The sequence below is a fragment of the Acidovorax sp. KKS102 genome (assembly GCF_000302535.1).
Lineage (GTDB): Bacteria > Pseudomonadota > Gammaproteobacteria > Burkholderiales > Burkholderiaceae_C > Acidovorax.
Genome location: NC_018708.1, coordinates 495,197 through 516,472, shown reverse-complemented (window position 1 = coordinate 516,472; position 21,276 = coordinate 495,197). Strand labels below are relative to the sequence as shown.

Genomic DNA, 21,276 nt, shown 5'->3' with positions numbered 1-21,276 from the left:
TGAACTCTGCGCACCCGCTGTCATCTGACGTTTATATCGACAAGGGGAACACGATGCACATGCTCTACGACTCAGAATCCTTCGTGGTGGTCCATATGCTGCCCGACGCCGTGGAGAAAAAGAGCACCCAGGCGCTCAACGACACTGCCCCCGCCGTTCCCCAGCTTGCACGCCACGGCTTCGAGATCGTGGACAAGCGCTCCGGCAAGGAGGTGTACCTGGACGGCTCCTGGGCCGAGATGTTCCAGGAGCAGATCCTGGCCTGGCAGCGCGAAACCCCGACCCAGGAAGAAGTGGAAGACGCGCTGGACCGCTACGCGGGCCTGGCACAACACCCGGTGGTGGTGCACTGACGCCACGTCCGAGGCCCGCGCGTTAACTCAGCCCAGCGCACCTTCGGGTGCGCTGGACGGATAGATCCGCCGGTACAGCGGGTCCACCAGCATCAGCACCGCAATCAGTCGGCACACCTGGAACGCCGTCACTACCGGTACGCCCAGTTGAAGCACTTTGGCCGTGATGGCCATCTCGGTGATGCCGCCGGGCGAGGTGCCCAGCAACAAGGTGACCCAGGGCAGCCCCGTGGCCCAGGCCAGGGCACCGGCGAACAGGGCGCACACGCCCATCAGCCCCACGGTGCCCAGCGCCACCGACGCCAGCCAACGCGGCGCGGTGTGCAAGAACTCCGCGCGAAACCGCACACCCAGGCTCACCCCGATCACGAGCTGCGCGGCGTTAACCATGCCCTGGGGCACCGCCGACAGGCTTTGGCCCGCCATGGTCAGGCCCATGGACACGAGCATCGCCCCCATGAACCACGGGTTGGCGCGGCCCAGCCGGTCCATCAGCAGCGCCCCGGCCCCGGTCAGCAGCGCCATCAGCGCCAGCCCCGGCCAGTTCACCACCCGCAGCGTGGGCGGCAGGATATCAAGGCCGTGCAGGCCGCTGAACTGCAGCGCAAACGGAATGGTCACCGTGACGATGAGCAGCCGCAGGCTGTGGCTGGCGGCCACCAGGTCGGTGCGCGCGTTTTCGCGCTCGGACAACAAGGTCATCTCGGACGCCGCACCAATCGCGCCGGCAAAGTAGCTGGTGGCGCGCAGCATCGGTGCCGGAACCCCGTGCATGCGCGGCGCGTGCACGCGGTAGAGCCAGGCGCCAAACAGCCAGCCCAGGAACAGCGCCCACACAATGCCCAGCACGATGGCCCACCACAGCCCCCCAATCAGCGCCACCACCTGGGGCGTGAAATACAGGCCCAGGGCGGCGCCAATGGTCCATTGCCCGGCATTGCGCAGCGGGCCCCAGCTTTCGGTGGGGCCGCCGGCCATCGACACGACGGAGGTGGCCAACAGCGGGCCGATCATCCAGGGCAGCGGGGTCTGCAGGGCCACACAGGCAGCAGCAGCGGCCCATGCCAGGGCCAGGGTGGCCACGGTGCGAACAATGAAAAGGGGGCGCATACGGAGAACGACAGGCAGGCAGGCAGGCGGACAGACGGGCGCGGCGGGAGGCGCGCGCAACCCCGCAGTATCGCGCGACCTACCGCCCTGGCCGCCGTGCAGGCGCTGCCCAGACGGAACGGCAGGCATCGCCACCGGGCAACGGCCACCTTGCACCGGGTGCTCAGGCGCCCTGACGGGTGGCAAACAGCAAAATTTCAGCCCCAGCGGCCTGATGCGCTAGTCGAATATGCCCAAGCAGCTATATTTTTAATAGCAATCAGGCAGCACCCCGCCGCGCTGCCATCTCACGCCCCATCACCTCCAGGGCGGCAGGCGGCAGCAAAGCGGCAGCGGCGGGGTAGGCCATGCCTTCTTCGGCGGCGATGTGGGCGTCATACCGCATGGCAAAACGGTCCAGCGCGGCCTCGTCCTGGGGCGTGAAGCCGGTCGCGTTTTCGTCCAGCAAGGCTTGCAGCCCGGCGCGGGCCGCCGCCCAGTCGGCGGTCATGGCCACGTGGTCCTGCTGAAGGCGGGTGACCAGCGCCTGGACCTCGGGCGTGGCCTGGGCCAACAACAGGGGGAACACATGCAGCTCTTCGTCCTGGTGGTGCAGCGGCGCCGCGATGTCAAAGTACCGAAGCACATCGCGCGCGGCCTGGCGGGCATCGTCGTCCACCCCTTGCTTTCGCACATGCTCCCGCAAGCGACCCAGCAACCCCAGCGTGCGCTGCACGCGCTCGTGGCAAGCCTCCAGCATGGCAAAAGGCTGCTCAAAGCCCACGGCAGGCGCGCTGAAGCCAGGCAGATGCCGTGGCGCTGCAGCAGATGCGGGTGCGGACGCAGGTACGGAAGCCGGTGTCATGGCGCGTGTCATGGCCCGATTCAGCCAAACCGCACAGGGTGGCCCCGGCGGTCGAACGGAATGAACGCCCCATGCGCACCGCCCTTGATGGCATCCACCATGCGCTGCAAGGGCGCCTCGGCGTCGGCACTGGTGGGCGGCTTGTTCAGCGTGCCGGACATCGCCGCCGCAAACACGATGGCCCAGTCGTGGCCTGGGGCGGTGAACTGGCGGGCCTCGGCCACCAGCGCGTCAAACGATGCCAGCTCCTGCGGCGTCTTGTCCACACACATCAGCGGCACCAGGGCACCGCCCTGGCCGGCCTCGTAGCGCGCACGCTGCGCCGGGGTGGCGTCGTCGGGCAGTTCCACCGCCGCGAAGACGAACAGCAGGCGCTGTGGCTCGGGCTGCATGCGTGCAGCCTGCAGCAGGTCGTCAAAACTGGAAATATCCATGCAAAGGTCTCGCAATCAATGAAAGGTTGGGGCCCACCAGCGCGCCTCAAAAACCGGGCAACACGCCCCGCTCGGCATCCAGCGTGCTCACATAGGCACTGGCCGCCGGGCGTGCACGCACCGCCTTGCGCGACAGCACGGTGCCAATGCTGATGAAGCACAGGGCCTGCTCGGAGGCCGCCAGCTGGAACAAGGCCCGCAGGCTGGGCGCCTTCAGCGCCTTGCCGCTGGTCAGCGCGGAGCCGTAGCCCTGCGCCGTCGCCATCAGCAGCATGTTCTGCACAGCGCAGCCCGCAGAGACGGTGCGCTCGGCCAGATCGATCTCGGCGTCGCCCCGCTCCGCATCCACCACGGCCAGCAGTAACACCGGGGATCGAAACGCCTTCTCGCGCGCCTGCTCGGCCTGCTCAGCGGTCGCAGCAGGGTCGCGCTCCAGCAGGGCTTGCGCAAACACATCGGCCAGCGGCGGGCGCGCGGCCTGCGGTACGAGGATGAAGCGCCAGGGCAATAGCTGTCCATGGTCTGGCGCATGGGCTGCGGCCTGGAGGATCTGCGCCAGCTCGGACGCGCTGGGGCCAGGGCCGCCCAGGCGCTTGGGCAGGATGGTCTGGCGCGACTGGATCAGCGCTGCCGCCAGCCCGGCCACATCGTCCGGCGCACTGGCCCGCGCCGCAGCCGGCTGCGCACGGGACGAAGGGTTCAACGGCCAGGGAATCACAGACATGGGGAAATCCTCGGAATGCTTACCGCGTCAACAACAAGGCACACCGGGACAGGCCGTGTAGGCTGCCACGGCTCATCCGCAGCTCCCCAGGTGCCCACATTGCGTGCAGTAGTCGCAGCCGTCCTTGCGGATGACCGCATGGGCACCGCACTCGCTGCACTTCTTGCCCGCCATGGCCTGGGGCACGGCCACGGGTGGCGGGGTGGGCTCGTCCAGCGGCAATTGCTGCTGCACCGGGTCGGCCACGCGGCGCGCCAGGATGTTCTGGATGGCGTAGGCCATGGCCGCCACCTCGGAGTCGTGCCACATGGGCACCAGCGTGCCGTCGTCCTTGCGGTGGGTGCCCAGGCGCACGGGGCCCCGGTCCCAGGCGACCTTGCGCATGTCGCTCAAGGCTCGCTCCAGAAAACCGCCCCGCGCGGCCAGCGAGAGCAGGCGCATGCTGGAGGTGATCCACTGCTGCGACTCGCCGCTCTGGCCCACAGGCATGAAGAACTCAATGGCACGGTCCACAGTACGGTTGCCCACCCCCGTAGGCACGGGCAGGAAGGACACGATGAGGTACAGCGTCTTGTGGCCTTCCTGCGTCCAGTATTCAAGCTTTTCGGCCACGGCGGAGAGGCCGCCTTGCGGGCGGCTCTCGATCACGGTGCGCATCGGGTCCACGGGGGCGGCGACGGGCGCTGCAGCCGCAGCGGGCGCGGGTGCAGGCTCTGCATGCGTTTCCAGCACCGAGCCCAGGATGCTGTTGGGCCGGTAAGTGGCCAGGCCTTTGAGCCGCGCGCGCCAGGCCTGCAGATACAGGTCCTTGAAGTCCTCGTACGGGTAGTCCGCCGGGATGTTCACGGTCTTGGAGATGGCCGTGTCCACAAAGGGCTGCACGGCTTCCATCATGGCGATGTGGTCCTGCGCGGACATGGCCAGGGCCGAGACAAAGTAGTCGGGCAGCGCGTTCACATCGCCGCCCAGCTCGCGGTACAGGCGCCAGGCGTGGTCTTCCACCGCGTATTCGGTGGTGCTGCCGTCCGACTCGCGCTTCTTGCGCTTGTACATCCACGAGAACGGCGGCTCGATGCCGTTGGAGGCGTTGTCGGCAAACGCCAGGCTCACTGTGCCCGTGGGCGCGATGGACAACAGGTGGCTGTTGCGGATGCCATGCTGGTGGATCGCGGCCTTGAGCGATTCGGGCAACCGGCTCGCAAACGTGCCCTCCGCCAGATAGCCCCGCGCATCGAACTTCGGAAACGCGCCTTTCTCGCGCGCCAGCTCCACCGACGCAGCATAGGCCGCATCGCGCATGCACTCGGCAATGCGCGCTGCCATGGTGCGGCCCTCGGGCAGGTCGTAGCGCAGGCACAGCATGGCCAGCGTGTTGCCCATGCCGGTAAAGCCCACGCCAATGCGGCGTTTGGCCATGGCCTCGTCGCGCTGCTGCGGCAGCGGCCAGTAGGTCACATCCAGCACGTTGTCGAGTGCACGCACCTGCAGCGCCACGGCCTGGGTGAAGGCGTCAAAATCAAACGCGGCCACGCCGCCAAACCCGAAGGGGTGGCGCACAAAGCGGGTAAGGATGATGGGTCCCAGGTCACAGCAGCCGTACGACGGCAGCGGCTGTTCGCCGCACGGGTTGGTCGCAGCAATGTCTTCGCAGTAATGCAGGTTGTTGTCTTCGTTGATGCGGCCCAGGAACAGGATGCCCGGCTCGGCAAAGTCGTAGGCCGACTTCATGATCGTGTCCCACAACTCGCGCGCCTGCACGGTGGCGTAGACCCACAGGCCATCGGCGCGCTGGCGGGCGCCCTGGGCCAGCAGTGCGGCGCCGGGGCGGGCCTTGTGCACCAGCTCCCACGGTGCGTTGTTCTGCACGGCCTGGATGAACGCGTCCGACACGCCGACCGACACGTTGAAGTTGTTCCAGCGGCCCGGCGTGCGTTTGGCGGTGATGAACTCGTGCACATCGGGGTGGTCGATGCGCAGCACGCCCATCTGCGCGCCCCGGCGTGCGCCCGCGCTCTCCACCGTGGAGCAGGACTGGTCGAACACGTTCATGTAGCTGCAGGGCCCCGAGGCCATGGAGGCCGTGGCCTTGACCTGCGCACCCTTGGGGCGGATGCGCGAGAAGTCGTAGCCCACGCCGCCGCCGCGCCGCATAGTTTCGGCGGCTTCGCGCAGCGCCTCGTAGATGCCCGGAAAGCCTTCGTCGTCCACACCCTGGATGCAGTCACCCACGGGCTGCACAAAGCAGTTGATGAGGGTGGCCTGGATGTCGGTGCCCGCCGCGCTCATGATGCGGCCCGCGCCGATGGCGCCCGCCTTCAGGTTGGCGAGGAATAAGGACTCGTACTTTGCGCGCAGCTCCGGCTTTTCGACCGAGGCCAGGGCCCGCGCCACGCGCTGGTACAGCTCGTCGGCCGTGGTTTCGCCGGGTTTGAGGTATTTCTCGCTCAGCACATCCAGGCTGATGGGCTGCAGGGAAGCGGTGGGGTGGAGAGGGGGCTGGGGTTCGCGTTTCATGGGGGCCGATGATTTGGGTTGCGGGCTGAAACGGGGTTGCGTTCGGTCAAGGAGCGCTCATTCCACTCCGAATGCCGGCTCCTGGCAAGCAGGGACCGATCACTCGTCCACCAGCACTTGCCCGTCATGCTCCACATAGGGCTGGTAGGGGCCGGTACCGCTGTGGTCCGACTGCGAGGCGGGCACGAACCCGCCAGTCTGCACATCAAACACATGCACCTCGCCATCCTCGATCACATAGTGCCATCCGTGCAGGCTGATCTGGCCCGACTGCACCCGGCTGCGCACCATGGGGTACTCCATCAGGCGCTCCAGCTGCAGCACCACCGCGCGCTGCTCGGTGCGGCGCAACACCTCGGGGCCCGGCTGCATGGGCAGCAGGGCTTCGCGCCCCAGGTCCAGCCAGCGGTTGAGGTTGGGGGCCTCGGGCGAAACCTCACCATACATCGCCTTGATAGCCCCACAGTGACTGTGGCCGCACACCACGATGCGGCGCACCTGCAGGTTGAGCACTGCAAATTCGATGGCCGCCGTGGTGCCATGGTGGCCGTGCGATCCGTCGTAGGGCGGGATGAAGGCCCCCACATTGCGCACCAGAAACAGCTCGCCCGGCCCCGCGCCGGTCAGCAGGTAGGGCACCAGGCGGGAGTCTGAGCACCCGATGAACAGCGTCGTGGGATGCTGCCCCTCGTCCACCAGCGCCTGGAACTGCTGGCGGTACTGGGGAAAGGCGTCGTCATGAAAGCGGCGCAAACGGTCCAGCAACTCGTCGGGCATGGGCGGGCAATGAGGCGATGAGGGGATGAAGCAATAGGGCTCACTGGGTGTGCGGCGCGATTACTGCACCAGCGGCGATTCGGCCGCGTCCAGCGCCACCCCTTCAACCACCGCAGCACCTGCCAGCAGTTGCAGATACTGGCGCAGCGCATTCACCCAGGCCTGCTGGCGCAGGGTGAGCGCGATGGCCTGGCGCACGTCCTCGAACGCGGGCTGTTGCCCGGCCTCGCGCGCTACCACTTCCACCACATGCAAGCCAAAGCGGCTGTGCACCAGGCGCGCCAGCACGCCGATTTCGGCGCTGCCAAATACTTCGCGGGCGAACTCTGGCGCACAGTCGGCGCGGGTGAGCCAACCCAGGTCACCGCCTTGCTGGCCGCTGGGGCAGTTGGACCACTGGGCAGCGGCTTCGGCAAACTTTGCCCCCCCGTCATCGGCGCAGCGCAAGTCGATCAACAGCGCCTCGGCGCGCAGGCGCAGCTGTTTCACATCCACGCCCGGCGTCACGGCAAAGAGCACGTGGCGCAGTTGTGCGCGCTCGCCCTGGGCGTGCGCCGCAGGGTGGGCCTCGTGGTAGCGGCGGCAGGCTTCTTCCGACGGATCGGGGATCGGCAGCTCGCGGTCCAGCAACTGCTCGATGGCGTCGGAGGCCTCGGTGCTGATAGCACCCAAGGCGCCCGGCACATCGTCGGCCGACAGCAACCCCGCCTGCTGGGCCGCCTGACGCAGCAGCTCGGTGCAGGCACGTTGGCGCAGGGCCTCTTCGTCCAGCAACTCGTGCGGGGCGTTGAGGGCCACGCCGTTGATGCGTGCGATGTCAGCCACGGCCACTGGCCCACTTGCTGCGGGCGCGGGCATCGCCTGCACGGGTGCATCGGCCATCGTCGCCACCAGGGCCTCGTAGGCCGCAGTCTGCGTAGGGGTCAGCGTGCTGGCAGGGGCTGCTGCCACGCTGCTGTCGGTGGAGCCGCATCCGCAGCTCCCGGTTCCACATCCGCTCATGGTGTGCTCCTGGATGGTCAGTGGGTCTCAGGCGCGGCGGTCTTGCGACTGCAGGTGGCCAGCGGGCAGGTTCAGGCGGCGCGCACGCACCACCTGGTAGGGGCGCAGCACGTAGGCCAGCGTGCCAAAGCCGCTCCACACATGCACCAGGCGGGTGAACGGGAAGATCAGGAAGATGCTCATGCCCAGGAACATGTGGGCCTTGAAGATCCAGCCCGCCTCAGCCAGAAGCTCCACACCACCGCTGCGGAAGGTGACCACGCGCTGGCCCCACTCGGCCAGCTTCATCATCATGGAGCCATCCAGGTGCTGCGCCGACAGCGGGATGGTGGCCAGGCCCAGGGCCAGCTGCAGCCAGAGCAGGATCAGCAGCACGATGTCGCTGGTCTTGGACGTGGCGCGGATGCGCGCGTCCGACAGGCGGCGGTGCAGCAGGATGGAGATGCCCACGAAGGCCAGCAAGCCCGCAATGCCCCCGGTGACCATGGCCATCAGCTGCTTGTTGCCCGCGCTGATGAAATGCTCATACACAAAGTGCGGCGTCAGCATGCCAAAGGTGTGCCCGAAGAACAGGAACAGCACGCCGATGTGGAACAGGTTGCTGCCCCAGCGCAGGCTGCCGGTGCGCAGCAGCTGCGACGAGTCGCTTTTCCAGGTGTACTGGTCGCGGTCAAACCGCGCCCAGCTGCCGATGAAGAACACGGCCAGGCAGATGTAGGGATAGATGCCAAACAACAGGGTATCGAGCCAGGGGGTAGTCATGCTGAGACTCCTTCGGGGGCCCGCTCGGCGCGGGGGGTACGGACAAAATGCAAGGGTTGCGGCTGGTCAGGCTTGGACTGGCCCTGGGTGCTGCAACCGCCGAACGCTTCGGGCTCGGCCCAGACCTCGTCCATGGGCGGCTCGGGCGTGAGCGCCACCGACTGCACGCGCTGGCCCGAGACTTCGAGCACCGCAGCGATCACGCTGGCGTAGGGGCTGCTCCTTGCCACCAACGCGCTGAACAAGGCGTTGAGGATGTGGGCCATTTCGCCCAAAAACTCCTTGGCCACGGCGGGTGGCTGGGTGGAGGCAAACTCCAGCACCACCGGCAGGTGGTCGGGCAGCTCGTCGGCTTCAAACTGCAGGCCCGCCTTTTCGTAGGTCTGCAGCAGGTCGATGAGCGCCGGTCCCCGGTCGCGCGAATCGCCGTGCACATGCTCGAACAGGTGCAGCGAAGTCTGGCGGCCCCGGTCAAAGTTGTCCACGTAGCGGGCCTCGGCTTCCAGTGGGTCCAGCGCCGCGAGGTGCTGGCACACGGCCTTCAGCTCGTCCATGCGCTCAGCGCTGAGGGCCTGCTCGGCCTGCAGCGCATCGATGAGCTGCGGCATCACACTGCGCAGCTGCGCATCGGGATAGCTCAGCAGGTAGCCCAGGGCGCGCAGGGTCAGGCGCACAGAGGTCGGGTTCTTCTTGAACATGGTGATTCCTTCCTGTGTGCGATCAGACCGTGGCCTTGATCGGGATGGTCCGCGGCTTCTTGCCGCCGAACATGCTGACTTCCGTCGCGCCATCCGAGCAGCCGTTGCCAAACGAGAAGCCGCAGCCACCCCGGATGTCGAATGCGTTCTCGGCGTACTCGCGGTGGGCCGACGGGATCACGAAGCGGTCTTCGTAATTGGCAATCGCCATCACCTGGTACATCTCTTCGACCTCGGCCATCGACAGGCCTGCCTGCTTGAGCACCGACAGGTTCTGGCGCTGCTCCACATGCTTGTCGCGCTGGTAGGTGCGCATGGCCAGCATGCGTTCGAGCGCGCGCACCACCGGGCCGGTGTCACCGGCGGTGAGCAGGTTGGCCAGGTATTGCACCGGGATGCGCAGTTGCGACACGTCCGGAATCTCGCCATTCACGCCCACATGGCCCGCGTTGGCGGCAGCCGTGATGGGCGAGAGCGGCGGCACGTACCAGACCATGGGCAGCGTGCGGTACTCGGGGTGCAGCGGCAGGGCCACCTTCCAGTCCACGGCCATCTTGTAGACGGGGCTGTTGCGGGCGGCTTCCATCCAGCTGTCGGGGATACCGTCGATGCGCGCCTGCTTGATGACGTCCGGGTCGTTCGGGTTCAGGAAGATATCGAGTTGGGCCTGGTACAGGTCGCGGTCGCGCTCCACGCTGGCGGCTTCCTGGATGCGGTCCGCGTCGTACAGCAGCACGCCCAGGTAACGGATACGACCCACGCAGGTTTCGGAGCACACCGTGGGCTGGCCCGCCTCGATGCGGGGGTAGCAGAAGATGCACTTCTCGGCCTTGCCCGACTGCCAGTTGTAGTAAATCTTCTTGTAGGGGCAACCGCTCACGCACATGCGCCAGCCACGGCACTTGTCCTGGTCGATCAGCACAATGCCGTCTTCCTCGCGCTTGTAGATCGAGCCACTGGGGCACGATGCCACGCACGCCGGGTTCAGGCAGTGCTCACACAGGCGCGGCAGATACATCATGAAGGTGTTTTCGAACTGGCCGTAGATGTCCTTTTGCACATCGTCGAAGTTCTTGTCCTGGCTGCGCTTGCTGAACTCGCCGCCCAGGATTTCCTCCCAGTTCGGGCCCCACTCGATCTTCTCCATGCGCTTGCCCGTGATCAGGCTGCGCGGCCGGGCCGTGGGAGCGGCCTTGCTTTCAGGCGCCGACTGCAGATGGTCGTAGTCGAACGTGAAGGGCTCGTAGTAGTCGTCGATCTGCGGCAGATTAGGGTTGGCGAAGATGCGCATGAGCAGCTTCCACTTGCCGCCCTGGCGGGGGGCGATGGAGCCGTCGGGGCTGCGCACCCAGCCACCGTTCCAGCGGTCCTGGTTTTCCCATTCCTTGGGGTAGCCAATGCCGGGCTTGGTTTCGACGTTGTTGAACCAGGCGTATTCCACGCCGGGGCGGCTGGTCCAGACGTTCTTGCAGGTGACCGAGCAGGTGTGGCAGCCGATGCACTTGTCCAGGTTGAGCACCATGCCGATTTGTGCGCGAATTTTCATCGTGTTTCTCCTTGTCTTCGGCTTCAGGCGTGGTCGGATGCAGCGGCTTCGCCATCCATCCAGTCGATGCGGTCCATCTTGCGCACCAGCACGAACTCGTCGCGGTTGGTGCCGATGGTTCCGTAGTAGTTGAAGCCGTAGCTGTACTGCGCGTAGCCACCGATCATGTGGGTGGGCTTGAGCACGATGCGCGTGACCGAGTTGTGGATGCCACCGCGCGTGCCGGTGATCTCGGAGCCGGGGGTGTTGATGATCTTCTCTTGCGAGTGGTACATCATCACCATGCCGGGGTTCACACGCTGGCTTACCACCGCGCGGGCCGCAATGGCGCCGTTGGCGTTGAACAGCTCCACCCAGTCGTTGTCCACGATGCCGGCGCTCTTGGCGTCGTCCTCGCTCAGCCACACCACCGAGCCGCCCCGGTTCAGCGTGAGCATCATCAGGTTGTCGCTGTACGTGCTGTGGATGCCCCACTTCTGGTGCGGCGTGATGAAGTTCAGCGCAATCTCGCGGTGGCCGTTGGGCTTCTTGCCTTCGACTTCTTCCAGCGTCTTCAGGTGCACCGGGGGGCGGTAGCTCACAAAGCCTTCGCCGAAGTCGCGCATCCAGGGGTGGTCCTGGTAGAACTGCTGGCGGCCCGTGAGGGTGCGCCATGGGATCAGCTCATGCACGTTGGTGTAGCCCGCGTTGTAGCTGACCTTTTCGCTTTCCAGGCCCGACCAGGTGGGCGAGCTGATGATCTTGCGCGGCTGCGCCTGGATGTCGCGGAAGCGGATCTTCTCGTCCTCGCGGTGCAGTGCCAGGTGCACGTGGTCGCGGCCCGTTTGCTTGCCCAGGGCTTCCCAGGCCTTGCAGGCCACGTGGCCGTTGGTTTCGGGGGCGAGCATCATCACCACTTCTGTGGCGTCGATGTCGCTCACGATGCGGGGCATGCCTTGCGTCACGCCCTCTTCCTTCACGCGGCCGTTCAGGTCGCCCAGCTGACCCACTTCGGTCTGCGTGTTCCAGCCGATGCCCTTGCCGCCGTTACCGACCTTGTCCATCAGCGGGCCCAGGGCCGTGAAGCGCTTGTACAGGTTGGGGTAGTCACGCTCCACCACCGTGACCTGCGGTGCGGTCTTGCCGGGGATGAGGTCGCAGTCGCCGTGCTTCCAGTCGCGCACGCCGTAAGGCTGGGCCATTTCGCCCGCCGTGTCGTGCATGATGGGCGTGAGCACCACGTCCTTCTCCACGCCCAGGTGGCCCACGCTGACCTCGCTCACGGCCTTGGCGAAGCCCTTGTAGATCTCCCAGTCGCTCTTGGCCTGCCAGGCAGGGTCCACGGCGGTGGACAGCGGGTGGATGAAGGGGTGCATGTCGCTGGTGTTGAGGTCATTCTTCTCATACCAGGTGGCCGTGGGCAACACGATGTCCGAATACAAACAGGTCGTGCTCATGCGGAAGTCCAGCGTGACCAGCAGGTCCAGCTTGCCTTCCGGGGCCTTGGCGTGCCACTGCACTTCCTCGGGCTTGGCTTCGTCCTGGCCCAGGTCCTTGCCCTGCACGCCGTGGGTGGTGCCCAGCAAGTGCTTGAGGAAGTACTCATGCCCCTTGCCCGACGAGCCCAGGATGTTGGAGCGCCACACGAACATGTTGCGCGGCCAGTTGGAGGGGTGGTCCGGGTCCTCGCAGCTCATTTGCAGGTTGCCGTTCTTGAGCGACTGCACCACGTAGTCCTTGGTGTCCATGCCCTTAGCAGCAGCGTCCTTGGCCACCTGCAGCGGGCTGGTCTTGAGCTGGGGTGCCGATGGCAGCCAGCCCATGCGTTCGGCGCGCACGTTGTAGTCGATCTGTGCGCCGTGGTAGGCCTTCTTGTCGGCCAGGGGCGAGAGGATTTCTTCCATGCCCAGCTTCTCGTAGCGCCACTGGTCGGTGTGGGCGTAGAAGAAGCTCGTGCTGTTCATCTGGCGGGGTGGGCGGATCCAGTCCAGCGCAAAGGCCAGCGCGGTCCAGCCGGTTTGGGGCCGCAGCTTTTCCTGACCCACATAGTGCGCCCAGCCGCCACCGCTTTGGCCGATGCAGCCGCACAGCATCAGCATGTTGATGATGCCCCGGTAGTTCATGTCACTGTGGTACCAGTGGTTCATGGCTGCGCCGATGATCACCATGGACTTGCCGTGGGTCTTGTGCGCGTTGTCGGCAAACTGGCGGGCCACGGTGATGACTTGATCGCGTGGCACGCCGGTGATCTTTTCTTGCCATGCGGGGGTGTAGGGGCGGTCGCTGTCGTAGGTGACGCCTTGTTCTTCGCCGGGCAGGCCCCGGTCAATGCCGTAGTTGGCGGCCAGCAGGTCGAACACCGTGGCCACCATCACACGGCCTTGGGCCTCGTGGCCGGACAGCTCCAGATGGGACACCGGCACGCGGCGCACCATCACGTCACTGCCCTGTTCATTGGCCGTGAAATTCGGCGCATGTACGCCACCGAAATACGGGAAGGCGACATCGGCCACGTCATGGGCCTGCGCGCCATCCTCGATCACCGACAGCTTGAGCTTGACGGTATTGGCGGTACGAGCGTCCTTGTTCTCCAGATTCCACAGGCCCTGGTCGGTGCGACCGTCGGCCCCCCAGCGGAAGCCGATGGAGCCGTTGGGCAGCGTGACCTGGCCTAGCTCGTCATAGCCCACGGTCTTCCAGTCAGGGTTGTTGGACTGGTCGAGCTGGCCAGGGAAGTCGCTGGCGCGCACATAGCGGTCGGGCACCATCACCGTGCGGCCATCGGGCAGCGTCTTTTCCTTGAGCACCACCAGCAGGGGCAGATCGGTGTAGCGGCGGGCGTAGTCATCAAAGTACGCGCTGCGGCCCTTGCCGCCGTCCTTGAAGTAGAACTCTTTCAGGATCACGTGGCCCATGGCCATGGCCACGGCAGCGTCGGTGCCCTGCTTGGGGTGCATCCACAAGTCGCCCAGCTTGGCGACTTCGGAGTAGTCGGGGGTGATGGACACGACTTTGGTGCCCTTGTAGCGCACCTCGGTCAGAAAGTGCGCGTCGGGCGTGCGCGTCTGGGGCACGTTGGAGCCCCAAGCAATGATGTACGAGCTGTTGTACCAGTCGGCCGACTCGGGCACGTCGGTTTGCTCGCCCCAGGTCTGCGGGCTGCTGGGGGGCAGGTCGCAGTACCAGTCGTAGAAGCTCATGCATACGCCGCCAATCAGGCTCAGGTAACGTGAGCCAGCGGCGTACGAAATCATCGACATGGCCGGGATGGGCGAGAAACCGATGATGCGGTCCGGGCCGTGTTTCTTGATGGTGTAGACGTTGGCCGCAGCGATCATCTGGTTCACCTCGTCCCAGGTGCTGCGCACAAAGCCGCCCAGGCCGCGCTGCTTTTGCCATTCGCTGCGCGAGGCATCGTTCTCGACGATGCTGGCCCAGGCATCGACCGGGCTCTTGGCCAGCGCGATGGCGGCACGCCAGTGCTTGAGCAGCCGGCCGCGCACCATGGGGTACTTCACGCGGTTGGCGCTGTACAGGTACCAGCTGTAGCTGGCGCCGCGCGCGCAGCCACGGGGCTCGTGGTTGGGCAGGTCGGGGCGGGTGCGGGGGTAGTCGGTCTGCTGGGTTTCCCAGGTGACGATGCCGCCCTTGACGTAGATCTTCCAGCTGCAGCTGCCGGTGCAGTTCACGCCGTGGGTGCTGCGCACGATCTTGTCGTGCGCCCAGCGGTCGCGGTAGGCGTCTTCCCAGGTGCGGTCTTCACCGTTGGTCTGGCCATGGCCCTGCGCAAAGGTTTCGCGGGGCTGCGAGAAGTACGAAAGGCGATCGAGGAAATGGCTCATCGGGGGCTCCTTGTTCTGTTCTGTTCAGGGGTCATCAGCAAGGCATGGCGGCGTTCTTGCGCGCGTAGTGCCACCAGGTGATCACGATGCATACGAGGTAGAAGGCGAAGAACGTCCACAGCGCGGCGTGGGGGCTGCCGGTCAGCGCGATGGAGCTGCCGTAGCTCTTTGGAATAAAGAACCCGCCGTAGGCCGCCATGGCAGCGGTGAAACCCAGCGTGGCGGCACCCAGGGTGTTGCCTTCCTTGTTGGCCTGGGCCACAGCGGCCGTGTTGAGGGGGTCCACGCCGCGCATGGCTTCGGTCAGGAAGATCACGGGGATCATGCGGAAGGTGGAGCCGTTGCCGATGCCGGTGGTGAGGAAAAGCACCAGGAAGCACACAAAGAAGCCGGCGAACTGGCCCTCGTTACCGCCCGATGGCAGGAACACCGTCACACCGACCACGGCGATGGCCATCACGATGAAGTTCCACAGCGTGACGCGAGCACCGCCGAGCTTGTCGGCCAGCCAGCCCCCAAAGGGCCGCACCACTGCACCCACCAGCGGCCCCAGCCAGGCGTAGGCCAGGGGGTTGATGCTGGGAAACTGGCTCTTGATGAGCAGCGGAAAGCCTGCGGCGTAGCCGATGAACGAGCCGAAGGTGCCGAGGTACAGCACACACATCAGCCAGTTGTGCTTGCGCTTGAAAATGGCGGCCTGCGCAGCGAACGAAGCGCGCGCGTCGGCAATATCGTTCATGCCAAACCAAGCCGCCAGCGCGGTCAGCGCAATCCATGGCACCCAGATGAAAGCGGCGTTCTGCGTCCAGACCTGTGCGGTCTGGCCGTTCTTGACGATGGTCTGGGCATCACCCCCAAAAACTCCAAAGATGCCGGCCGTGACGACCAGAGGGCTCAGGAACTGCACCACCGACACGCCCAGGTTGCCCAGGCCCGCGTTCACACCCAGCGCCGACCCCTTGCGCTCCTTCGGAAAGAAGAAGCTGATGTTGGCCATGCTGGAGCTGAAGTTGCCACCACCCAGGCCACACAGCAGCGCCAGGATGAGCATGGTGGGGTAGGCTGTAGTGTTGTCCTGCACCGCAAAGCCGATGCCCAGCGCCGGAATCAGCAGCGAGGCGGTGGAGATCGCCGTCCAGCGGCGGCCACCGACCAGCGGCACCATGAACGAATAGAAGATGCGCAGCGTGGCGCCCGAGAGTGCGGGCGCGGCCGCCAGCCAGAACAGCTGGTTGGTCGAGTACTTGAAGCCGAGGCCGGGCAGGCTCACGGCAACCACGCTCCAGACCTGCCAGATGGCAAAGGCCAGGAACAGCGCGGGCACCGAGATCCAGAGGTTGAGCTTGGCAATGGCTTCGCCTTCGCGCTCCCAGAACGATTTGTCCTCCGGGGCCCAGAGGGTGAGAAGACGCCCCTGGCGCCCGCTGGTGGTGATGGCAGACATGGTGAGAGTCCTTGGAAAAATCAGCGGGCGGCCGTCTGTGCGACGGCGCTTTGCGAGCCCATGAGACGGGTGTTGCGCACTTCGGTGAAGTACATCCAGATGAGCGAAACCCACACCACGCCATACATCAGCATGAAAGCGCTGGAACGGATGCCGGTGAGGTCCATCAGCGCGCCGAACAGGATGGGCAGGACGAAGCCGCCCATGCCGCCGGCCAGACCCACGATGCCGCTGATGGCGCCGATGTTGTGGGGGTAGTCGTCGCTGATGTACTTGAAGACACTGGCCTTGCCGAAGGCCCAGCAGATGCCCAGCAGGAACATGAGGCCAGTGAACATGTACACGTTCAGGCCGATGTGGAAGGTCTGCGGTCCGTTGACGGTGAGGATTGTGAAGTCGGTCTGCGGGTAGCTCAGCAGGAACAGGCAGATCCAGCTCACCCACATCACCCACCAGGTCACGCTGTGGGCGCCGTACTTGTCACTCAAAATGCCGCCAATGGCGCGCAGCACGCCACCGGGCAGCGAGAAGCAGGCGGCCAGCAGCGCGGCCACGCGGATGTCCAGGCCGTATTCGCCCACGTAGTACTGCACCATCCACAGCGACAGCGCCACGTAGCCGCCAAACACAATGCTGTAGTACTGGCAGTACTTGAGCACTTTGGGGTCCTTGAGCGCCTTGAGCTGGTCGGTGAACTTGACGTTGCTGGGCACCAGGTGGGCCGGGTCGCTGTAGCTGAACAGCCAGAACAGCACCAGCGTGCCGAGCATGATGGCCGCATACACCTGCGGCACCATGGTCCAGCCAAAGGCCACCAGGATCACGGGCGCCACGAACTTGTTCACGGCTGCACCCGAGTTACCCGCACCATACACACCCATGGCCGTGCCCTGGCGATGCTTGGGGAACCAGCGCGCCACATAAGGCGTACCCACTGAGAACGAGCCCCCCGCCAAGCCCACAAACAGGCCGATCGTCAGGAAGTGCCAGTACTCCGTGGCATAGCTCATGAGCCAGATAGCAGGCACGGTGGTGGCCATGACGGCCGCCATCACGATGCGGCCACCGAACTTGTCGGTCCAGATACCCAGGGGCACCCGCACCAGTGAGCCCGTGAGCACGGGCATGGACATCAGCAGCCCGAACTGCGTGGAGTTCAGGTTCAGCATCTTCTTGATGGGGATGCCGATGACGCCAAACATCATCCAGACCATGAAGCAGACGGTGAAGGCGAAGGTGCTGACGATGAGCACCGACCACGCCTGACGGGTGCGCTGCGGGCTGTCGCCCGGCGGCAAAGTTGCGTTGGCCATTGCGCGATTCCTCTCTTTTTGCATGAGAGGAATGGTCGCGTGTGCAGAGGCTTTTGCACATCCTTCGCTAGAGGGTGTGCGGCGCGGCAGAGGGAGTAGTCACTGGGGGTGCGGCATCGTCCGAAAGAACTATGGCGCACGCGTTGGACGGTGCTGCCCCTGCCCGCCAAGCACGCGATGCACGCCGCGTGTGCGGGCGTGCAGACGTCTATGCGTGTGCTATTCGGCGCGCTGCCGGTCCGAGGCGTACACCGCTGCCTGCACGCGCGAGCTGAGACCCAGCTTGCGCAGGATGTGCTGCACGTGGATCTTCACCGTGGTCTCGGCGATGTCGAGCGTGCGGGCGATCTCCTTGTTGCTCGCACCCCGGGCGATCTCGCGCAGCACGTCTTCCTCGCGCGGCGACAGGGGGGTGAAACCGTTGGGGGCGGCCGCCGCTGCGTCGGCAGGTGGCATCGGCGCGGGGGGCGCCTCGGGCGCGCCCTGCGACTGGAACGCCGCCACGAGCTTGCCCATCAGCTCAGGGCTGACCACGGGCTCGCCCCTGGCGGCGCGGTGAATGGCCTGCGCCAGCAGCTCGCCGTCGATGGTCTTGAGCAGGTAGCCCTGGGCACCATTGCGCAGCGCGGTCGCCAGGTCCTGCGCGTCCTCGCTCACGGTGAGCATGAGCACGCGCGAGGTGGGCGACACCTCGCGCAGCCCCTGGATCGCATCCACGCCCATCACGCCGGGCAGGTGGTTGTCGAGCAGGATGACCTGGGGCTGCAGCTGGGGCGCAAGCCGCAGGGCCTGCGCGGCATCCCCCGCCTCACCCACCACGGACAGGCCCTCATACTGGCCCAGCAGCGCGATCAACCCGCGCCGGAACAGCGTGTGATCGTCCACCACCAGCAGCGTGACCAGGGGAGAAGATGCGGTGGCGGAGGCAGCTTGGTTCGTCATGGAGTGTTGGCGGTGTGGGGAATGTCGGCCTGGGCAGCGTAGGCAGCTTGAGCCAATGGCCCCTCAGACGCAACGGCCACGGTCTGGGCGGGCACGACCGAGGGCAGCTCGATGCACACCCGGGTGCCCTGCCCTGGCGCGGACTCCACCTGGACCACGGCGCCAATGCGCTGGGCCCGCTCGCGCATGATGCCCATGCCCACGTGCAGCGAATCGGGCGGCACGGCCGTCACGTCAAAACCCGTGCCGTTGTCCTGCACCTCAAAGCGCCAGCGGGGGTGGCGGTGCACCAGCACATCGACCCGCGTGGCGCCCGAGTGCTTGCGCACGTTCGACAGCGCCTCCTGCACCATGTGCAGCACCTGGATCTGCACGTCCTGCGCCAGTGGCAGGCCATGGCCCACCATGCCCAGCGTAGTGACCATGCCGGTCTGGTGCTCGAACTTGGACAAGGTGGCGCGCAGCGCCGATTCAATGTCTTCCTCGCTGGTGCGGGTGCGAAAGTGCACCAGCAGTTCGCGCACATCCGAATAGCACTCCCGCACGCCCACATCCAGCTCGCCGATGCTGCGGTCGCGCTTGGCATCGTCGCCACGCGCCACGGCGTCGCGCAGCAGCTGGGTCTGGATCTTGAGGAAGGCCAGCGACTGCGCGATGGAGTCGTGCAGCTCGCGCGCGAGCAGGCCGCGCTCCTCGGCCACGGCCGCCTCGCGCTCCAGTGCGATGGCACGCAGGCCCTCCATGGCGCTGGCCAGGTGGCGGGTCATGGCTTCGAGCAGATCGCGCAGCTCGTCGGTCATCTCGACGGGCGATCGGAAGAACAGGTTGACCTCGCCCAGCATGCGCATCTGCATCTTGACGGGGATGGTGACCATGGTTTCAAACCCTGCATCGCGGCAGTGCGGCAAGGCGACCTCGGTGGATGGCGTGATGGGGATGACCCGGGTGCGCGCCTGCTCCTGCGGCTGACCGCACAGGCAGCTGCCGGTGTGCAGGCAATGCTCGCCCTCGGCCATGGCCACAGGCAGGCCATCACCTGCCAGCAGCACGTAGCGCTCATTCGCCTCGTTGGACCAGCGCACGGCGGCGGCATCGGCGCCCGCCACGCGGCGAATCTGCTGCACAAAACCCTGGGCCAGCAGCTCCAGGCTGCTGGCGGTGCTGGCCAGCGCACTGACCTCGTACAGCGCGGCCAGCCGCTGGTTCTGCACGGCGATGCTGGCGGTCTTTTCGCGCACCTTGTGCTCCAGCTCGTCGTGCGAGGCCTGCAGCGCGTGCGCCATCAGGTTGAAGCCGGCCGAGAGCTGGCCGAACTCATCGTCAGTGTCCACTTGCAGCCGCGTGCCCAGCTCGCCCTGGCGCAGCCGGGCCTGGGCCTGCTGCAGGCGCGCCACGGGGTTGATCACCAGCAAATAGCTCACGGCCATGAAGGTGACGGCCGCCACGATGGCCAGCGCCATCATGAACAGCTGGAACAGGTGCAGCGCGGCGGTCCAGCCTGCGATCTGGATTTCGATGGCATCCACGAAGCCGTCCACCTGCTGCACAAAGGCATCGGCCTCGGCCAGGTTCCGGGCCCGGTCGGGGGGCAAGGCGCTGACCCACCCCGTGCGGGCCTCGGTCCAGCGGGCGCGGATGCCGTCGAACCGGGTGCGCGTCTCGTCGCTCCACGGCACAAACAGCGGGCGCGACGGATCGCCCGTGCGCAGCAACTCCAGGCTGGCGTCGAACTGGCGCGCGCGCTCTTGCACGGCCTCGGGCGGCTCGTTCTGGAGCACCAGCACCATGCGCAGCATGTTCATGCGCAGGCGGCCGGCCTCGTTGACGGCCGCCGCGCCGCCTTCGAGCTTCCAGGTCACCCACAAGGTGAGTCCGATGGAAGCCAGGGCCACCAGCAAAAATCCGGCGCCCATGGCCAGGAGCTTGGTGGAAAGGGTGGGCCGCGAGCGCATGGCGCAGTGTAGGCAAGGGGTTTTGTGCGGTTCTTGACCTGCGTCAAGTGCGCGCCCGCTAGCATGGCCGAATGCACACGCCCAGCCGCCCTGTTCTCCAGTCTGCCCACCGCACCCGCCGTGCGCCCCTCTGGCGCCCTGTCTCCGCAGTCCTGGCCGTGGCCTGCCTGGCCACCCTGGCAGGCTGCGCAGGCCCTGCCTTAAAGGCCACGCCGTCCCCGTCCACACAGGCACAGGCTGCTGCGGTGGTGCCCGCGGCAGCCTGGCCGGAGCGCCTGCAGCAATTGCTGCCCGCCGACGTGCTGCTATTGGGCGAGCAGCACGACGCCCCGGACCACCAGCGCCTGCAGCGCGAGGCGGTGGCCTGGCTCGCCAGCCGGGGCCAGCTGGCGGCCCTGGTGATGGAAATGGCCGAGCGCGGGCACAGCACCCAGGGCTTGCCCCGCGATGCCAGCGAGGCCCAGGCGCGGGCCGCCCTGCAGTGGGACGACGCGGCCTGGCCCTGGAAGGCCTATGGCCCGGTGGTCATGGCCGCCGTGGGCGCAGGGGTGCCGGTGCTGGGCGGCAACCTGCCCCGCACACGCATGCGCGCCGCCATGGCCGACGCCACCCTCGACCAGCACCTGCCCGCCCCGGCACTGGCCGAGCAGCAGCAGGCCATGCGGGACGGCCACTGTGGCCTGCTACCCGAGCCGCAAATCGCGCCCATGGCCCGCATCCAGATCGCCCGCGACGCCAGCCTGGCCCAGACGGCCCAGGAGGCGTTGCGATCGGGCCAGACGGTGCTGCTGGTGGCCGGTGGCGGCCATGTGCTGCGCCACCTGGGCGTGCCCACACATTGGCCCGCCAGTTTGGTGTCAAAAGTGGTGGTAGCGCAGGTGGAACATGCGCCTGTAGCTATCAAATCAGGTGCACAAGCCGATGCCGTGGTCCAGACCCCGGCGCGGCCACCGCGCGATATGTGTGCCGAGTTGCGCGAGCAATGGCGCCCTGCGCCGCCGGGCCAGAAGGTCTAAGAGACTGATCTAAGTCCGCACCGT

17 protein-coding genes are annotated in these 21,276 nt (G+C 66.4%); 2 read left to right on the top strand and 15 right to left on the bottom strand.

The features are described from left to right. The first annotated feature begins 53 nt into the window (after window positions 1-53). A complete protein-coding gene (locus tag C380_RS02380; RefSeq protein WP_015012290.1) occupies window positions 54-353 on the top strand; it encodes a DUF3567 domain-containing protein in 300 nt (99 codons plus the stop codon). Between the two features lie 27 nt (window positions 354-380). Here the strand turns inward: C380_RS02380 and C380_RS02375 are convergent, their stop codons facing one another. The 15 genes from C380_RS02375 to C380_RS02305 form a co-directional block, all read right to left on the bottom strand. Beyond that, complete coding sequence (locus C380_RS02375) at window positions 381-1,463, bottom strand: AbrB family transcriptional regulator (RefSeq protein ID WP_015012289.1); 1,083 nt, start codon at window positions 1,461-1,463, stop codon at window positions 381-383. Between the two features lie 259 nt (window positions 1,464-1,722). Further along, entirely contained in the window at window positions 1,723-2,307 is a 585-nt protein-coding gene (locus C380_RS02370) for a hemerythrin domain-containing protein (RefSeq protein ID WP_015012288.1), read from the bottom strand. A gap of 20 nt (window positions 2,308-2,327) precedes the next feature. Further along, window positions 2,328-2,741 carry a hypothetical protein gene (locus C380_RS02365; RefSeq protein WP_015012287.1) on the bottom strand — a complete coding sequence of 138 codons (414 nt, stop codon included), beginning with the start codon at window positions 2,739-2,741 and terminating at the stop codon, window positions 2,328-2,330. Window positions 2,742-2,787: 46 nt separating this feature from the next. Beyond that, complete coding sequence (locus C380_RS02360; RefSeq protein ID WP_015012286.1) at window positions 2,788-3,465, bottom strand: nitroreductase; 678 nt, start codon at window positions 3,463-3,465, stop codon at window positions 2,788-2,790. Between the two features lie 72 nt (window positions 3,466-3,537). After that, complete coding sequence (locus C380_RS02355; RefSeq protein WP_015012285.1) at window positions 3,538-5,979, bottom strand: adenosylcobalamin-dependent ribonucleoside-diphosphate reductase; 2,442 nt, start codon at window positions 5,977-5,979, stop codon at window positions 3,538-3,540. Between the two features lie 99 nt (window positions 5,980-6,078). Further along, window positions 6,079-6,756, bottom strand: a complete 678-nt coding sequence (locus C380_RS02350) for a carbonic anhydrase (RefSeq protein WP_015012284.1) — start codon at window positions 6,754-6,756, stop codon at window positions 6,079-6,081. Between the two features lie 60 nt (window positions 6,757-6,816). Further along, entirely contained in the window at window positions 6,817-7,758 is a 942-nt protein-coding gene (locus C380_RS02345; protein ID WP_015012283.1) for a peptidylprolyl isomerase, read from the bottom strand. A gap of 27 nt (window positions 7,759-7,785) precedes the next feature. After that, window positions 7,786-8,520, bottom strand: coding sequence for a respiratory nitrate reductase subunit gamma (gene narI / locus C380_RS02340; RefSeq protein WP_015012282.1), 735 nt, complete (start codon window positions 8,518-8,520; stop codon window positions 7,786-7,788). Beyond that, window positions 8,517-9,218, bottom strand: coding sequence for a nitrate reductase molybdenum cofactor assembly chaperone (narJ, locus tag C380_RS02335; protein ID WP_015012281.1), 702 nt, complete (start codon window positions 9,216-9,218; stop codon window positions 8,517-8,519). The genes narI and narJ overlap by 4 nt, the downstream gene beginning before the upstream one ends. 22 nt (window positions 9,219-9,240) lie before the next feature. Beyond that, window positions 9,241-10,764: a nitrate reductase subunit beta gene (gene narH / locus C380_RS02330; RefSeq protein WP_015012280.1), complete on the bottom strand. Its 1,524-nt coding sequence runs from the start codon at window positions 10,762-10,764 to the stop codon at window positions 9,241-9,243. 23 nt (window positions 10,765-10,787) lie between these two features. Next, window positions 10,788-14,585, bottom strand: coding sequence for a nitrate reductase subunit alpha (locus C380_RS02325; protein WP_015012279.1), 3,798 nt, complete (start codon window positions 14,583-14,585; stop codon window positions 10,788-10,790). 34 nt (window positions 14,586-14,619) lie between these two features. Next, a complete protein-coding gene (locus C380_RS02320; RefSeq protein ID WP_015012278.1) occupies window positions 14,620-16,029 on the bottom strand; it encodes a NarK family nitrate/nitrite MFS transporter in 1,410 nt (469 codons plus the stop codon). A 20-nt stretch (window positions 16,030-16,049) separates the two neighbouring features. Then, window positions 16,050-17,342, bottom strand: coding sequence for a nitrate/nitrite transporter (locus tag C380_RS02315; RefSeq protein WP_015012277.1), 1,293 nt, complete (start codon window positions 17,340-17,342; stop codon window positions 16,050-16,052). 219 nt (window positions 17,343-17,561) lie between these two features. After that, complete coding sequence (locus C380_RS02310) at window positions 17,562-18,284, bottom strand: response regulator (protein ID WP_015012276.1); 723 nt, start codon at window positions 18,282-18,284, stop codon at window positions 17,562-17,564. Continuing rightward, window positions 18,281-20,236, bottom strand: coding sequence for a type IV pili methyl-accepting chemotaxis transducer N-terminal domain-containing protein (locus tag C380_RS02305; protein ID WP_015012275.1), 1,956 nt, complete (start codon window positions 20,234-20,236; stop codon window positions 18,281-18,283). Before C380_RS02305 ends, C380_RS02310 begins: the two co-directional genes overlap by 4 nt. Window positions 20,237-20,307: 71 nt before the next feature. Between C380_RS02305 and C380_RS02300 the strand changes: the two genes are divergently transcribed. Continuing rightward, window positions 20,308-21,252 carry a ChaN family lipoprotein gene (locus tag C380_RS02300; protein ID WP_015012274.1) on the top strand — a complete coding sequence of 315 codons (945 nt, stop codon included), beginning with the start codon at window positions 20,308-20,310 and terminating at the stop codon, window positions 21,250-21,252. Window positions 21,253-21,276 lie beyond the last annotated feature (24 nt).

Excerpts from the sequence above, each read along its gene's own strand:
- C380_RS02310 (WP_015012276.1), bottom strand. The coding sequence starts at position 18,284 with ATGACGAACCAAGCTGCCTCCGCCACCGCATCTTCTCCCCTGGTCACG.
- C380_RS02360 (WP_015012286.1), bottom strand. The coding sequence starts at position 3,465 with ATGTCTGTGATTCCCTGGCCGTTGAACCCTTCGTCCCGTGCGCAGCCG.
- C380_RS02300 (WP_015012274.1), top strand. The coding sequence starts at position 20,308 with ATGCACACGCCCAGCCGCCCTGTTCTCCAGTCTGCCCACCGCACCCGC.
- C380_RS02345 (WP_015012283.1), bottom strand. The coding sequence starts at position 7,758 with ATGAGCGGATGTGGAACCGGGAGCTGCGGATGCGGCTCCACCGACAGC.
- C380_RS02325 (WP_015012279.1), bottom strand. The coding sequence starts at position 14,585 with ATGAGCCATTTCCTCGATCGCCTTTCGTACTTCTCGCAGCCCCGCGAA.
- C380_RS02315 (WP_015012277.1), bottom strand. The coding sequence starts at position 17,342 with ATGGCCAACGCAACTTTGCCGCCGGGCGACAGCCCGCAGCGCACCCGT.
- C380_RS02305 (WP_015012275.1), bottom strand. The coding sequence starts at position 20,236 with ATGCGCTCGCGGCCCACCCTTTCCACCAAGCTCCTGGCCATGGGCGCC.
- narJ (WP_015012281.1), bottom strand. The coding sequence starts at position 9,218 with ATGTTCAAGAAGAACCCGACCTCTGTGCGCCTGACCCTGCGCGCCCTG.
- C380_RS02370 (WP_015012288.1), bottom strand. The coding sequence starts at position 2,307 with ATGACACCGGCTTCCGTACCTGCGTCCGCACCCGCATCTGCTGCAGCG.
- C380_RS02350 (WP_015012284.1), bottom strand. The coding sequence starts at position 6,756 with ATGCCCGACGAGTTGCTGGACCGTTTGCGCCGCTTTCATGACGACGCC.
- C380_RS02320 (WP_015012278.1), bottom strand. The coding sequence starts at position 16,029 with ATGTCTGCCATCACCACCAGCGGGCGCCAGGGGCGTCTTCTCACCCTC.
- C380_RS02355 (WP_015012285.1), bottom strand. The coding sequence starts at position 5,979 with ATGAAACGCGAACCCCAGCCCCCTCTCCACCCCACCGCTTCCCTGCAG.
- C380_RS02375 (WP_015012289.1), bottom strand. The coding sequence starts at position 1,463 with ATGCGCCCCCTTTTCATTGTTCGCACCGTGGCCACCCTGGCCCTGGCA.
- C380_RS02365 (WP_015012287.1), bottom strand. The coding sequence starts at position 2,741 with ATGGATATTTCCAGTTTTGACGACCTGCTGCAGGCTGCACGCATGCAG.
- narH (WP_015012280.1), bottom strand. The coding sequence starts at position 10,764 with ATGAAAATTCGCGCACAAATCGGCATGGTGCTCAACCTGGACAAGTGC.
- narI (WP_015012282.1), bottom strand. The coding sequence starts at position 8,520 with ATGACTACCCCCTGGCTCGATACCCTGTTGTTTGGCATCTATCCCTAC.
- C380_RS02380 (WP_015012290.1), top strand. The coding sequence starts at position 54 with ATGCACATGCTCTACGACTCAGAATCCTTCGTGGTGGTCCATATGCTG.